The 13,774-nt window shown below is 69.9% G+C and carries 12 protein-coding genes and 1 pseudogene; 9 read left to right on the forward strand and 4 right to left on the reverse strand.

The features are described from left to right. Positions 1-52 precede the first annotated feature (52 nt). Positions 53-1,405, forward strand: a complete 1,353-nt coding sequence (locus ACYUED_RS14805; protein WP_491292745.1) for an FAD-binding oxidoreductase — start codon at positions 53-55, stop codon at positions 1,403-1,405. A gap of 102 nt (positions 1,406-1,507) precedes the next feature. On the opposite strand, the gene ACYUED_RS14810 is transcribed toward ACYUED_RS14805, so the two are convergent. After that, positions 1,508-2,086 (reverse strand): biotin transporter BioY, encoded by a 579-nt coding sequence (locus tag ACYUED_RS14810; protein ID WP_491292746.1) that lies wholly within the window; start codon positions 2,084-2,086, stop codon positions 1,508-1,510. A gap of 432 nt (positions 2,087-2,518) precedes the next feature. Between ACYUED_RS14810 and ACYUED_RS14815 the strand changes: the two genes are divergently transcribed. The 7 genes and pseudogenes from ACYUED_RS14815 to ACYUED_RS14845 form a co-directional block, all read left to right on the forward strand. Continuing rightward, positions 2,519-3,724, forward strand: a complete 1,206-nt coding sequence (locus ACYUED_RS14815) for an ROK family transcriptional regulator (protein ID WP_491292747.1) — start codon at positions 2,519-2,521, stop codon at positions 3,722-3,724. 207 nt (positions 3,725-3,931) lie between these two features. Then, a complete protein-coding gene (locus ACYUED_RS14820) occupies positions 3,932-4,999 on the forward strand; it encodes an ABC transporter substrate-binding protein (protein WP_491292748.1) in 1,068 nt (355 codons plus the stop codon). A gap of 5 nt (positions 5,000-5,004) precedes the next feature. Continuing rightward, positions 5,005-5,856, forward strand: a complete 852-nt coding sequence (locus tag ACYUED_RS14825) for an ABC transporter permease (protein ID WP_491292749.1) — start codon at positions 5,005-5,007, stop codon at positions 5,854-5,856. After that, positions 5,832-6,548 carry an ABC transporter ATP-binding protein gene (locus ACYUED_RS14830; RefSeq protein WP_491292750.1) on the forward strand — a complete coding sequence of 239 codons (717 nt, stop codon included), beginning with the start codon at positions 5,832-5,834 and terminating at the stop codon, positions 6,546-6,548. The genes ACYUED_RS14825 and ACYUED_RS14830 overlap by 25 nt, the downstream gene beginning before the upstream one ends. A 140-nt stretch (positions 6,549-6,688) precedes the next feature. Continuing rightward, positions 6,689-8,035 (forward strand): LLM class flavin-dependent oxidoreductase, encoded by a 1,347-nt coding sequence (locus tag ACYUED_RS14835; RefSeq protein ID WP_491292751.1) that lies wholly within the window; start codon positions 6,689-6,691, stop codon positions 8,033-8,035. A 12-nt stretch (positions 8,036-8,047) separates the two neighbouring features. Further along, positions 8,048-8,944 (forward strand): TauD/TfdA dioxygenase family protein, encoded by an 897-nt coding sequence (locus ACYUED_RS14840; protein WP_491292752.1) that lies wholly within the window; start codon positions 8,048-8,050, stop codon positions 8,942-8,944. 96 nt (positions 8,945-9,040) lie between these two features. Then, positions 9,041-9,494, forward strand: a pseudogene (locus tag ACYUED_RS14845) (amino acid transporter); the annotation flags it as partial. Here the strand turns inward: ACYUED_RS14845 and ACYUED_RS14850 are convergent. Both ACYUED_RS14850 and ACYUED_RS14855 read right to left on the reverse strand, forming a co-directional pair. Further along, positions 9,463-11,658: a tetratricopeptide repeat protein gene (locus ACYUED_RS14850; protein WP_491292753.1), complete on the reverse strand. Its 2,196-nt coding sequence runs from the start codon at positions 11,656-11,658 to the stop codon at positions 9,463-9,465. The pseudogene ACYUED_RS14845 and the gene ACYUED_RS14850 sit on opposite strands and share 32 nt — an antisense overlap. Beyond that, entirely contained in the window at positions 11,655-12,074 is a 420-nt protein-coding gene (locus ACYUED_RS14855) for a hypothetical protein (RefSeq protein WP_491292754.1), read from the reverse strand. Before ACYUED_RS14855 ends, ACYUED_RS14850 begins: the two co-directional genes overlap by 4 nt. A gap of 152 nt (positions 12,075-12,226) precedes the next feature. Here ACYUED_RS14855 and ACYUED_RS14860 point away from each other — a divergent pair, with 152 nt between their 5' ends. Beyond that, positions 12,227-12,868, forward strand: coding sequence for a superoxide dismutase (locus ACYUED_RS14860; RefSeq protein WP_491292755.1), 642 nt, complete (start codon positions 12,227-12,229; stop codon positions 12,866-12,868). Between the two features lie 118 nt (positions 12,869-12,986). On the opposite strand, the gene ACYUED_RS14865 is transcribed toward ACYUED_RS14860, so the two are convergent. Beyond that, positions 12,987-13,763, reverse strand: coding sequence for an SAM-dependent methyltransferase (locus tag ACYUED_RS14865; RefSeq protein WP_491292756.1), 777 nt, complete (start codon positions 13,761-13,763; stop codon positions 12,987-12,989). Positions 13,764-13,774: the final 11 nt, after the last annotated feature.

The raw sequence follows: 13,774 nt of genomic DNA on the forward strand, positions 1-13,774 counted from the left end.
CCACCCGTAAAGCTGACGGCATCTGTCAGGTTATGCGGGCACGATGCCTGCCATGAACTTCGCCGACCAGTGCGACCAGTCCGACCAGTCCGACGACACCGACGTCACAGTTCTTCGCCCCGGCGACCCCGGCTACGAGGAGGAACTCGCCGGATTCCAGACCGGGTTCGCCCAGCGGCCCGCCGCGGTGTTCGCCGCCTCCTCGGCCCAGGACGTGATCGCCGCCGTGCGGTATGCGGCCGAACGGGACCTGCCGGTCGGCGTCCAGGCCACCGGCCACGGTCTGCCCGGTGCCTCGGAGGGCGGCGTCCTGGTCTCGACGAAGCGCATGGACACGGTGAGTGTCGACCCCGAGGCCCGTACCGTCCGGGTCGGGGCGGGCGTCCGCTGGGGGCAGGTCGTGGCGGCCGCCGAGCCGTACGGCCTCGCACCGCTCAACGGCTCCGCCCCGGGCGTCGGGGCCGTCTCGTACACCCTGAGCGGCGGGCTGGGCATCCTGGCCCGGGAGTTCGGCTACGCGGCCGACCATGTGCGCGCCCTGGACCTGGTCACCGCCGACGGCCGGCTCCGGCAGGTGACCCGGGAGGCCGACCCCGGCCTGTACTGGGCCCTCCTCGGCGGCGGCCACACCTTCGGCGTCGTCACCGAGCTGGAGATCGGCCTCGTCCCGGTGAGGACGCTGTACGGCGGTTCTGTCGCCTTCGACGGGCGGGAGGCCGATCCGGCGGTCCTGCTGCGGGCGTACGAGGAGTGGACGCGGACCGTACCGGAGGGACTGACCTCGTCCTTCGCGGCCGTACCCTACCCGGACATCCCGGCGCTGCCGCCGCATCTGCGCGGCCGGTACGTCGTCTCGGTGCGGGTCGCGTACACCGGCGCCGACGGCGAGGAACTCGCCGCCCCGCTGCGGGAGTTCGGGCCCGTGCTCGCCGACTCCCTGCGCGAGATGCCGTACGCCGAGAGCCGCACCATCCACAGTGATCCGGACTTCCCGCACGCGTACTACGGGGACAGTGCGGTGCTGAGCGAGCTGGACGTGGCGAGGGCCGGGGAGCTGCTCGCCGCCGTCGGGCCGGACTCGGGCGGACCGATGTGCGTGGTGCAGATCAACCATCTGGGCGGGGCGCTCGCGCGGCCCGCGCCGAACTCGGTGCCGTATCGCGAAGGGCGTTTCCTGCTGCGGCTGTTGACGGTGGGCGACCGGGACGCGGCACGGGCCGTGCTGGATCCGGCGTTCGCGCTGCTCGCGCCGGTCACGATCGGCCGTGCCCTCAACTTCGCGTTCGGCGCCGGCGACCGGACCGAGGGGCTGTACGACGCCGGGACACGAAAGAGGCTCGCCGGGCTGAAGGCGCAGTACGACCCGGCGAACCTCTTCCGCGCCAACTACAACGTGGGCGCGTGAGCGACCGGCGCGTGAGCGACCGGCGCGTGAGCGACCGGCGCGTGAAGGGCCGGCGCGTCAGCGACCGACGCGTCAGCGACCGGCGCGTCAGCGACCGGCGCGTCAGCGCTTGCCGACGAGCTTCCAGGCGGTGGGCGTGACCCCCATCGCCAGGGCGGCCTTCACGGCGTCACCGATCAGGAACGGGGTGAGGCCGGCCGCGATCGCCGCGGACGGCGACAGGTCGGCGGCGTAGGCCAGGTACGGGACGCCGACGGCGTAGATGATCGCCTCGCCCAGCAGCATCGTGCCCGCCATGCGCGGCACCGAGCGGTCGGCGCCGCGGCGGGCCAGGGCGCCCACCACGGTGGAGGCGAGCATCATGCCGAGGATGTAGCCGAAGGAGACGGAGACACCCGAGGTGCCGCCGGCGAACCACGGCACACCGGCGAGGCCGGCCAGCGCGTACAGCACGAGCGCGCTCAGGCCACGGCTCGCGCCGAGCGTCGTGCCGACCAGCAGGGCGGCGAAGGTCTGGCCGGTCACCGGCACCGGGGAGCCCGGGACGGGCACGGAGATCTGGGCCGCGAGGCCGGTGAGCGCGGCGCCGCCGAGCACGAGTGCCATGTCCCGGACGCGGGACGCGGGCAGGAGGTCGGCGAGGACCTCGCGGGGGCGGGCGGTGGCTGCAGCGGTGCTCATGGGGACTCCGCGAGTGACGGGGACATGCTGGGACACGTCGACGCTATCCCGGCGGCCTCGCGTCGATCACCGTCAGCGCTCGACAAAGCGTGGAACGGGGGCTTGGTGGGCTCCCGACAAAGAGTGCCACTTACACCGGTCTCCGCGTGACGCCGGTCACTGAGGCAGGGAGGCCGTGGTCACCTCGCGAAGTGCGGGCGGACTGTGGGATCCCACCAAATGAATCCTAGTGGTCTGGTCGGATACACGTTTTCTGGCCTACTCTTCAAGCCATGGTTGCCCAGGCCCGGAACTTCACGTCGCGTCGCTATGTCGACCTGCGACGCCAGGGCACTGCCACCTGTCGCCGTCCGGTGTGAGGCGGCCCCGGAACGGTTTCGGCACGCCTCGACCTCCGAGACATGTCGGCCCCGGTCCCGAGGACGGTCTCCCATGCCCCGTACAGCGGCACCCCCTGTCATCTCCCCCGCCCCCGCCCCTGCCCCTGCCCCCACCGCCCGCCGCCGGACGAGCGCGAGCGTCGTGCTGCGGTCCGTGCTGGACCACGGTCCGGTGGCGCGCAGCACCATCGCCCGGCTGACCGGCCTGTCACCGGCGTCGGTGACGGACTACTGCGCCCGCTTCACCGAACTCGGCCTGATCCGCGAGGCGTCCGCGCCCCGGCGGTCGAACGGTGTGGGGCGCCCGCACGTCCCCGTCGACCTGGACGACTCACGGTTCGTGGTCGGCGGGGTGCATGTGGCCGTGCCGTACACCACGGTCGCGCTGCTCGATCTGCGCGGCCGGGTGGTCGCCCGGCGCGAGCTGAAGCACGAGAGCACCGATCCCGGCCGGGTCCTGGCGCGGGCGGCCGACGGGCTCGCGGCGCTGCTGGCCGGCGCGCCCGGCTGCCGACCGCTCGGCGTCGGTGTGGCCCTCGGCGGCTGGGTGGACCGGGAGTCCGGGACCGTCGTGGAGCATCCGATGCTGGGCTGGCGGGAGGTGTCGGTGCGCGAGGTGCTCAGCCGGCGTACCGGGCTGCCGGTCCATGTGGACGGACACTCCCGGGCGTTGGTCAACGCGGAGCGGCTGTTCGGTCCGGCGCGGGAGAGCGCGAGCGTGCTGCACCTGTTCGTCGGCAACGTGGTCGACGCGGCCTTCGCCACCAACGGCGAGGTGCACCACGGCCCCCGCTCGCAGGCGGGAGCGATCGCGCATCTGCCGGTGCCGGGCAGTACGGAGCCGTGCGCGTGCGGGCGAATCGGTTGCCTCCAGGCCGAGTTGAGCGAGCGGACGCTGTGCCGGCGGGCGCGCGAGGCGGGTGTCGTCGAGGGCGTGAACCCGATGCACGTGGTCGCGGCGGCGGCAGCGGGCGATCCGGAAGCCGTACGGCTGCTCGTGGAGCGCGCGGCCGCGATCGGGCGGGCGGCGCGGCTGCTGCTGGACGTGCTCAATCCGGAGACGGTGGTCGTGACGGAGGTCGGGATCATTCACCGGGAGGACTGCCTGAGGGCGCTGCGCGAAGGGGTCGGGGACGAACGCGCGGCTTCTGTCGTGCCGACGAGTTTCCCGGATTCCGTGCTCGCCGTGGCCGGCGGTTCGGTGGCTCTGGACGTGCTCTACCGGGATCCCCTGGCCACGTCACCTGAGGCTATTTAATTCAGAAACTCCGAATGTTGACAGGGATAGCCGATGACCGGGAACATCCTGCTCATGAGCCCGTTCGTGAGCTGTCGCACCCTTTGTTGCTGACACGTTGCCGCGTGTGAAGCGCTCATTTCTTCCTGCGTGAATTCCCTTTCCTGGGCCTTCTTGTGCCCGGAATTCCGCGTGCTTTCCTGCCTTCTGAACTCACGGAGTCCTCCCATGTCTTCCTCTCCCCTGCCGGGTGTCGACCGACGGCTCTTCCTCACCTCGCTGCTCGGTGCCGCGGCCGGTGTCGCCGGGCTGAGCGGCTGCGCCGGCAGCAGTGCGGCCGCCGACAGCAAGGGCGTCTCGACCGCCCCGCTCGCCGACAAGGTCCCCGCCGGTACGAGCCTGAAGATCGCCTCGTATCTGGGAACACAGCAACTCCAGTTCAAGCTGGCCAAGTTGGACGACCTGCCGTTCAAGGTGTCGAACTGGCTGAACATCGGCGCCGGACCGGACGTCATCAACGCGTTCCGCGCCAAGTCCCTGGATGTCGGCAACAATGCCGGGATTCCGCCGATCCAGGCGCACTACCAGGGATTCGACGCGAAGATCGTCGCGATCAACATCACCCGCAAACCCAACTACCTCTTCGCCACCAAGCCCGGCAGCGACATCCGGTCGGTCGCCGATTTCAAGGGCAGGAAGCTCGCCTTCTCGCAGGGGCAGGCCCAGGGTGTCGTGCTCCTGCGGGCGTTGAAGAAGGCCGGGCTGAAGTACGACGACGTCAAGCTCGTCCCGCTGACCAGCAACCAGTTCCTGACGGCCCTGCAGTCCGGCCAGGTGGACATCGCACCGCTCGGCAACACCCAGGCACCCGCCTATCTGCAGCAGTACGGATCCAAGGGCGCCCACGTCATCAAGACGGACGTCGTCGACCTCCTCAACCTCCTGTGGGCGCCGACCGCCGTACTGAACGACTCCGCGAAGGCCGCCGCGGTCGCCGCGTACATCCCGTACTGGGCCAAGGGCCAGGTCTGGACGTACGAGAACCCCGACGCCTGGAACGAGGAGTTCTACGTCAAGACGCAGAACCTGACCCTCGCCCAGGCCCAGGGCATCACCGAGCTCGCCAACAAGCCGCTGTTCCCGCCGAGTTGGGGCGAGGCGATCAGGTGGGAGCAGGAGACCGCCGATCTGCTGGCGGAGGGCGGCTTCGTGAAGAAGTTCGACGTGTCCACGCTCTTCGACCACCGCTTCGAGTCCATCGCCGCCAAGGCCGTGCCTGCGGAGTACCGGAGGTGACCGCCATGACCACCACCACGACCACCGTTGCCGCGCCGTCGACGCGCGAGGAGGAGAGCCGCCGGCCACGCCGACGGACACGGCGCGGCCTCTCCCCCGGCAAGCCCTTCCCCGCCTCCCGGCTGGTCGGCCCCGCCCTCCTCGTCGCCCTGTGGGCCGCCGCCTCCGCCGCCGGACAGCTGGACCCCGGCGCGATCCCGGCCCCGTGGACGGTGCTGAGGACTGCCGGAGGTCTGTGGACCTCCGGGACCCTGCCCACCGACATCCTGACCTCGCTGGAGCGCGCCGCGTACGGCTTCGCGATCGGCCTCACCGCGGGTGTCGTCCTCGCGCTGGCGTCCGGGCTCAGCCGGGTCGGCGAGGCGCTGATCGACGGGACGGTGCAGCTCAACCGGGCGGTCCCGACGCTCGGTCTGATCCCGCTGTTCATCCTGTGGCTGGGCATCGGCGAGACCTTCAAGATCGCGATCATCGCCATCGTCGTCTACATCCCGATCTATCTGAACACGCATGCCGCGCTGTCCGGCATCGACAGCCGCTTCGTCGAACTGGCCGAGGTACAGGGCCTGTCGAGGCTCCGGTTCGTCCGCCAGATCGTCGTTCCCGGCGCACTGCCCGGATTCTTCGTGGGGCTCCGGCTCGGTGTGACCGGCTCCTGGCTCGGTCTGGTGGTGCTGGAGCAGATCAACGCCACCAGCGGCCTCGGCTACATGATGTTCCAGGCCCAGAACTACGGCCAGTCGGACGTCATCCTCGTCGGTCTTCTCGTCTACGGCGTCTTCGGCCTCATCTCCGACAGCGCGGTCCGTCTCGTCGAACGGAGGGTGCTGTCATGGCGCCGCACACTGAGCAGCTGACCCGGCCCGCCGTCCAGCTCAGGGGACTCACCCGGTCGTTCGAGGGGCGCACCGTCCTCGACGGCATCGATCTGGACCTGCCGGCCGGACAGTTCACGGCCCTTCTCGGGCACAGCGGCTCCGGCAAGAGCACGCTGCTGCGGGCGATCGCGGGGCTGGACCACAAGGTCTCCGGGAGCGGCCAACTCACCGCCCCGGACCGGGTGTCCGTGGTCTTCCAGGACTCCCGGCTGCTGCCCTGGCGCCGGATCCTGGACAACGTACTCCTCGGCCTGGACGGCGAGGAGGCGGCGCAGCGGGGCCGTGAGGCTCTCGCCGAGGTGGGTCTGGAGGGCCGCGAACGTGCCTGGCCCAACGAGCTGTCCGGCGGCGAGGCGCAGCGTGCGGCGCTCGCGCGGTCCCTTGTGCGGGAGCCCGAACTCCTGCTGGCCGACGAGCCGTTCGGGGCGCTGGACGCCCTTACCCGGATCAAGATGCACGGTCTGCTCAGGGAGTTGTGGCAGCGCCATCGGCCCTCTGTGCTGCTCGTCACCCACGACGTGGACGAGGCGATCGTCCTCGCGGACCGGGTGCTCGTCCTTGAGCGGGGGCGGATCGGGCTCGACCTGGCCATCGATCGTGATGCGGGTGCGCGCGGCGTGTACCGGGCGCGGTTGCTCGCGGCGCTGGGCGTGAGCGAGGACGTCAGGTGACCGTCGGTCGACCGTGCTCTGGGGGCTGCCGCCCCCAGACCCCCGCATCGGCCTGAACGGCCTCGTCCTCAAACGCCGGACGGGCTGAAAACAGCCGACCGGTGCTCGCAAGCCTGCCCCGACTGTCCGAAGGACACCTCATGCCCCGCCAACTCCACCTCAACGCCTTCCTCATGAACACCGGTCATCACGAAGCCTCGTGGCGGCTCCCCGAGAGCGACCCCTTCGCGCACGTCGAGCTGTCCCACTACGTACGGCTGGCGAAGATCGCCGAGCGCGGCACCTTCGACTCCCTGTTCCTCGCCGACGGACCGCAGCTGTGGAGCAATCTCGCCCAGCGCCCCGCCGGGGCCCTGGAACCGCTCACCCTGCTGACCGCGCTGGCGACGGCCACCGAGCACATCGGGCTGATCGCCACCGCCTCCACGTCCTACAACTCGCCCTACAACCTGGCCCGTAAGCTCGCCTCGCTGGACATCATCAGCGGCGGCCGGGCGGGCTGGAACATCGTCACCACCGCCGGTGCCGAGGCGGCGCGCAACTTCGGTCTGGAGCACGAGCCCGCGCACGCCGAACGGTACGCACGGGCCGCGGAGTTCCTGGATGTCGCCGTCAAGCTCTGGGACAGCTGGGAGGACGACACGGTCGTCGGCGACAAGGCGGCCGGTGTCTGGGGCGACGACGCGAAGATCCATCCGCCCCGGCACAAGGGCGCGTACTTCAGTGTCGAGGGTCCCCTCAACGTCCCGCGCTCACCGCAGGGTTACCCGCTGCTCGTGCAGGCGGGGTCGAGCGAGGACGGCAAGGCGTTCGCGGCCCGCTACGCGGAGGCGGTGTTCACCGCGCAGCAGACCCTCGCGGACGCGCAGGCCTTCTACGCCGACCTCAAGTCCCGTACGGCGGCGGCAGGCCGGGATCCCGAGCACATCAAGGTGCTGCCCGGGATCGTGCCGGTCATCGGGTCGACGGAGGCCGAGGCGCGCGCGAACGAGCAGGTCCTGGAGGACCACATCGTGTACGCGCACGGCGTGGACCGCCTGGAGAGCCTCCTCCAACTACAGCCCGGGACCCTGGAGTTGGACCGGCAGCTGCCCGCCGACCTGCCGCCCGAGGACGCCATCGAAGGCGCCAAGAGCCGCTACACGCTCGTCGTCGAACTCGCCCGGCGTGACCGTCTCACCGTCCGGCAGCTGATCGGCCGGCTCGGTGGCGGGCGCGGCCACCTCACCTTCGCGGGGACGCCCGAGCAGGTCGCCGACGCGATCGGGACGTGGTTCACGCAGGGCGCGGCGGACGGCTTCAACATCATGCCCGCCGTGCTGCCGTCCGGCCTGGAGACCTTCGTCGAGCACGTCGTCCCGATCCTCCGCGCCCGGGGCCTGCTCCGCGAGGAGTACGGCCCGCGTCAGACCCTCCGGGAGCGCTACGGCCTCCCCCGCCCCGCCAACCAGCACGTCACCACCGCCCCCGCACCCGTCCTCGTCTGAAAGGGACCACTCATGTCCGGCATCGAAATCCAGAAGGTCACCGCGCACATCGGCGCCCGGGTCTCCGGCGTCGAGATCTCCAAGCCCCTCGACGAGGAGACGGTCGTCGCGATCCGCGAGGCCCTGGGCGTCCACAAGGCCCTCGTCTTCGACGACGTGAACCTGGACGACGAGGGCCAGCAGGCCTTCGTCCGCCACCTCGGCGACATCACCACCGCCCATCCGACGGTGTCGTCCGTGGACGGCGTCCCGAACGTCCTGCCCGTCGACAGCGAGCGGGGCCGCGCCGCCAACAACTGGCACACCGACGTCACGTTCGTCCTCAACCCGCCGCAGGCCAGCACCCTGCGCAGCATCAAACTCCCGCCGTACGGCGGCGAGACCCTGATCGCCAGTTCCGCGGCCGCCTACCGTCAGCTGCCCGAATCGCTGCGACAGCTCGCGGACACGCTGTGGGCCGAGCACACCAACGACTACGACTACGCCGTACCGGACGAGGAGGTCGACGAGCAGCTCGCCGCCCAGCGCGCCCAGTTCACGTCGATCAAGTACCGCACGGTCCACCCGGTGGTCCGCGTCCACCCGCTCACCGGTGAACGCGGCCTGTTCATCGGCGGGTTCGCGCAGCGGATCGTGGGCCTGTCGCCGGCCGAGGGACGCAAGATCCTCGACCTGCTCCAGGCGTACGTCACCCGGCCGGAGAACATCCTGCGCCACCGCTGGTCCGAGAACCAGCTCGTGCTGTTCGACAACCGCATCACCCAGCACTACGCCGTCGACAACTACGACGGTCTGCCGCGCCGTCTGCACCGGGTGACCGTCGCCGGTGACGTGCCGGCCGGCATCGAGGGCAAGGAGAGCTACTCGATCGAGGGGGACGCCTCGCACTACACGTCCGTAGCCGCGTAGTCGCCTCCCGCGACAGGCACGTCCGGATACTGGGCAGCCTCCCCCTGTGAGCGGGGGGCTGCCCAGACTGTGGGCCTTTTGCCCATCTACTGCACCGGGCAGGGCCCGAAGGTGCTGGGCCGGGTGTCGGGCGGGGTGCCGCGGGTCGGCGTCCTCGTGTCCTGCGTCTTCGGCTTCGTCTGCGTGGTGCTGAGCTACTGGCGGCCGGACGACGTCTTCCCCTGGCTGCTCAACATGATCGGCGCGGTGATCCTGGTCGTCTGGATCCTCATCGCGGTCTCGCAGCTGCGGCTGCGCGCCCGCCTGGAGCGAGAGGCCCCCGGAAAAACTGACGGTCCGGATGTGGGCGTACCCGTGGCTGACGTGGGTCGCCCTGGCCGGCATGGCAGCGATCTTCGTACTGATGGCACGGGAGCCGGGCACACGCGTCCAGCTGTACTACACGGGCGGGATGACGGCGGTGCTCGCGGCAGTCGGGTACGCCCGGCAGCGGGCGAGGACTGCGGACTGCGCACTGATCAGCTCTGGGCCTCGGCCTGCCATTCGGTGAGCCACTCGCGGTTCTCGACGATGAACGGGTGCTCCGGACCGAGCACCCGTTCGCGACGCTGGATGACCTCTTCGAGTGTCGCGACGGCTTCGTCGAACCGTTCCAGGCCGTGGGCGACCCTGGCCTTGAGACACAGGGTGGCAAGGTACAAGGGATGATCAACCCCTTGGAGGCGAATGCGATCGGCCAACACCCGCCGAGTCAAAGGCTCAGCCTCCTCATAGCGCCCCAAGACCCGCAAACCCTCGGCGTAGTTGTGTCGAGCGACCACCGTAGTCAAGTGATCCGGAGGCAGGGCCCGTTCACATACACGGAGGAGCACAGCTGCCTCTGAAACGAACTCCTGCCCCTTTCCGACGTGTGGAAGCAGTTCGATCATGTTGGTCCAGGTGTACAGCGTTTCTGGATCCTCCTCCCCGAGCACACGCCGCTGCCCATCAAGCGCCCGGCGGGCCCAGCGTTCAGCCTCCTCACCTCGCCCCACCAAGAACAGTGGCCAAGTCAGACCGAAGCAACTGCGCAACGTGTCGGGATCATCGGGTCCCAGGACGAGTTCGCGACGGCTGAGGACCAAGCGGTGCGACGCCTCGGACTCCTCGTAGTGCCCCATCCTGTTGAGAGCCATGGCTTCGACGTGACGGGCCTCCAAGGCCAACCGGCTCCGCGGACCAACCACTGTCTCGCTCCGCCTTGCAATCTCGGGAGCGAGTTCCAGTGCAGCTGAGAAATCCCCTGACTCGAACACCTGGCAGACCGTCCGCACGGCCAAGGCGGCTGTACGTTCACTCGGCGCCCTGTCCAACAGCTCTCTGGCATGCGGCGCGAGCAGGGCAAGTCGGCTTGTGACCCCGGGCAATTCCGCGCCTCTTTCGGGCAGAGCAGCTTCCAAGAGCTCGGCTGCCACCCCTGCGAGGATCGAGCGCTGCCCCTCCGGCACCCCTGCCGCCACGCTGTCCAGCAACACCCCGTGTGCTTGCAAGCACCGTGTCCCGTCCGCTTCGACGAGTTCGACCAGCGAGTGATCGAGCAGCGCACGCAGCGCGGGCTCCAACTTCACTGCTGCCAAAGGGGGCTCCAGCCCGTCGGTCTGGATGTCCCCCCGAGCCGCTGGAGCCAGCACGCTCAGCGGCACCGGATCAGCCGCCAGCAGAGACAGCAGCCGCAATAACGATGTCGCCTCCGGCAGCCCCAGCTCCGACAGCGCGTCCAGGGACAACTGCCAGGTACGCCCGACCAGATGACGGGACTGGCCGCCGCCGTACCCGACCGCACCCCCATCCACGATCGCCGTCGACTCCTCGCCGAGCTTGCGGTCGTACTCGTCCATGGACCACGACTCCAAGAGCTGGTGGGCGAGATGGGAACCCGCGAGGGTGAGCGCCAGAGGAAGCCGGCCCAAACGTTCGGCCACCCTTCGTGCCGCCTCCAGATCCCCTGCGTCCGGCGCCAGGTCGCACAGGACCTGTGCCGCGTCTTCCAGTGGCAGAACGCTCAGGGCATGCTGGCGTACTCCGGGCACCCGCCACAGTGCAGAGGTGGCGTGTCGTGTGGTGACCAGAACCGTCCCCCGCCCACTGGTCCGCAACCAGGCCCCGTCCTCCAGAATCGTTGGATCGTCGGCGTTGTCGAGGACGAGCAGCCAGGGCTCGGGCGAGTGGTCGAGGTAATGCCAGACCAGGTCCGCCGCCGCCCGCTGTCCGGCTGCGGCGGCTGCCAGTTCGCCCGCCGCTGCACCTCGGTCCCCCGCCACTGCCAGCATCCCGGCACGCAGAGACATCCGCTCGGACGCGTTGACCCAGAAACCCACGCGGCCCTGGTCACGAACTGCCTCGGTGAACATGCAGTACGCCAGCGCCGTTTTGCCGCAGCCGCCCATGCCGTGCAGGACGTGGACTTCACTGCCGGGCCCAGCGACCGCCGCGCCCAGCAGTTCGCGGAGTTCCTCGCGATTGCGCAGGATGCCCGGCGCGCGGCCGACGAGCGGCATGCGTACGGAGTCAGGGGCCGCAGATCCGGATCTCAGGCCGGGAGGCACGACCTCGCGCCCGAAGAGCGGACCGCCGGCACCGGCGTCGTAGTGATGGTGGTGTTCCTCGACGTACTGGTCCCCAGAAGCCTGAAAGATCCGCCCCTGACCCGACGCGCGAGCCCCGAGTTCGCTCATCGCTCGGTGATGTACTGGTCGCGGCCGGCCTGGTAGATGCGGCCGCTGCCGGAGGCCTCGGCGCGCAGGCGTACCTCGACCGAGGGGCGATGGTCCGGCATCTGCGGGGTCAACTCATCCAGGATGCGGCGCAGTTCGTCGGCGACCTCGGGACGGGCCACCAGGAGCCGTCGGACTCTGGCCTGCCACTCGGCGGTCAGTTCGGCTTCCGTCTCGGTGTCGCCCGACTGCTGGGCCAGGAGCAGGTCCTCGCGCGTGGCCTCGAGTTCACCGCCGACGGCCTCCGCGCGGTCCGGCTGGAAGCGCTGCCAGAGCGAGACCAGACCCTCCCGGGCCGATTCCCAGGCCTGGCCGGCCATCAGCGTCACCATCGTCGTACCAGCCGTTCTGGCGAGTTCGGCGATCTCGGGCCCCATGACCGTCCCCCTTTTTCTATGAAATCCGATAGTAGATCGCCCCCGTCCGCCCCGCACCGCCGTTCCGTGCGCCTGCGCACGCCTCTCACTCTTCTCGCTGTTAGTCTGCAGTTGCAAGTAACTTGCAATAAGACCTCCGAGGGGACCCGCCCATGCCCGTCTACACGCTGCCTGACCTGCCGTACGACTACTCCGCGCTCGCCCCCGTGATCAGCCCCGAGATCATCGAGCTGCACCACGACAAGCACCACGCGGCGTATGTGAAGGGCGCGAACGACACGCTGGAGCAGCTCGCGGAGGCGCGGGACAAGGAGCAGTGGGGGGCGCTCAACGGGCTGGAGAAGAACCTGGCCTTCCATCTGTCCGGGCACATCCTGCACAGCGTCTACTGGCAGAACATGACCGGCGACGGCGGCGGCGAGCCGCTCGCGGCGGACGGCGTGGGCGAGCTGGCGGACGCGATCGCCGAGTCGTTCGGCTCCTTCGCCGCCTTCAAGGCCCAGTTGACCAAGGCCGCCGCGACCACGCAGGGCTCGGGCTGGGGCGTGCTCGCCTACGAGCCCCTGAGCGGGCGACTCGTCGTCGAGCAGGTCTACGACCACCAGGGCAACGTCGGGCAGGGCGCGGTGCCGATCCTCGTCTTCGACGCCTGGGAGCACGCCTTCTATCTGCAGTACCGGAACCAGAAGGTCGACTTCATCGACGCCATGTGGGCCGTCGTCAACTGGCAGGACGTGGCCCGGCGTTACGAGGCCGCCAAGTCGCGGGCGGGTGTGTTGCTGCTGGCTCCCTGAGAGCCGGGAAAAACGTCCTGCCTCGTGATCGTCTTCTCAACCTTCACCCGGCAGGCGGAATGACGGAGGCCCCCGCGAGGACATGACTCGCGGGGGCCTCTCATGTGTGCGGTGGTGCTCAGGGCTTGCGGCCCAGGCCGCCGTGCTGGCCGATCGGCGTGGTCGCCGCACCCGGCTCCGGGTGCCACAGCGGGACGGACACGATGCCCGGTTCCACCAGCTCCAGCCCGTCGAAGAAGGCCGTGATCTGCTCCACCGGGCGCAGGAAGTACGGCACCGCGCCCGTCTCGTTGTAGGCGTCCTGGGCCCGCTCGTACTCGGGGTCGGTGCCGCGTGAGCCCTCGTTGAGGGAGAGGTAGCTGCCGGAGGGCAGGCCCGCCAGCAGGCCCCGGACCAGGTCTCGGGCCTGGTCGTAGTCGGCGACGTGGCCGAGGATGCCGCTGAGGATCAGTGCGGTCGGCCGCGTGAGGTCGAGGGTCTTGGCGGCCGCTTCGAGGATGCGGTCGTGCTCGTACAGGCTCAGGTCCTCGTACGCCGTCACGCCCTCGGGCGTGGAGGTGAGCAGGGCACGGGCGTGGGTGAGGACCAGCGGGTCGTTGTCCACGTAGACGATCTTCGCCTCGGGGGCGTGGCGCTGGGCGACCTCGTGGGTGTTGTCGACGGTCGGCAGGCCGGTCCCGACGTCCAGGAACTGCCGTACGCCCGCCTCCGTGACGAGATACCGGATGCTGCGCCCGAGGAAGGCGCGGCTGCTGCGGGCGATACTGACGATGCCGGGGAAGACGGCGGTGTAGGCGTCACCGGCCGCCTCGTCCACGGGGTAGTTGTCCTTGCCGCCGAGCCAGTAGTTCCAGATCCGGGCCGAGTGCGGCACGGAGGTGTCGATGTCGGTCATACGGTCATCCT

Source organism: Streptomyces sp. DF42 (genome assembly GCF_058267695.1).

Excerpts from the sequence above, each read along its gene's own strand:
- ACYUED_RS14855 (WP_491292754.1), bottom strand. The coding sequence starts at position 12,074 with ATGGGGCCCGAGATCGCCGAACTCGCCAGAACGGCTGGTACGACGATG.
- ACYUED_RS14850 (WP_491292753.1), bottom strand. The coding sequence starts at position 11,658 with ATGAGCGAACTCGGGGCTCGCGCGTCGGGTCAGGGGCGGATCTTTCAG.
- ACYUED_RS14805 (WP_491292745.1), top strand. The coding sequence starts at position 53 with ATGAACTTCGCCGACCAGTGCGACCAGTCCGACCAGTCCGACGACACC.
- ACYUED_RS14830 (WP_491292750.1), top strand. The coding sequence starts at position 5,832 with ATGGCGCCGCACACTGAGCAGCTGACCCGGCCCGCCGTCCAGCTCAGG.
- ACYUED_RS14815 (WP_491292747.1), top strand. The coding sequence starts at position 2,519 with ATGCCCCGTACAGCGGCACCCCCTGTCATCTCCCCCGCCCCCGCCCCT.
- ACYUED_RS14820 (WP_491292748.1), top strand. The coding sequence starts at position 3,932 with ATGTCTTCCTCTCCCCTGCCGGGTGTCGACCGACGGCTCTTCCTCACC.
- ACYUED_RS14865 (WP_491292756.1), bottom strand. The coding sequence starts at position 13,763 with ATGACCGACATCGACACCTCCGTGCCGCACTCGGCCCGGATCTGGAAC.
- ACYUED_RS14810 (WP_491292746.1), bottom strand. The coding sequence starts at position 2,086 with ATGAGCACCGCTGCAGCCACCGCCCGCCCCCGCGAGGTCCTCGCCGAC.
- ACYUED_RS14840 (WP_491292752.1), top strand. The coding sequence starts at position 8,048 with ATGTCCGGCATCGAAATCCAGAAGGTCACCGCGCACATCGGCGCCCGG.
- ACYUED_RS14860 (WP_491292755.1), top strand. The coding sequence starts at position 12,227 with ATGCCCGTCTACACGCTGCCTGACCTGCCGTACGACTACTCCGCGCTC.
- ACYUED_RS14825 (WP_491292749.1), top strand. The coding sequence starts at position 5,005 with ATGACCACCACCACGACCACCGTTGCCGCGCCGTCGACGCGCGAGGAG.
- ACYUED_RS14835 (WP_491292751.1), top strand. The coding sequence starts at position 6,689 with ATGCCCCGCCAACTCCACCTCAACGCCTTCCTCATGAACACCGGTCAT.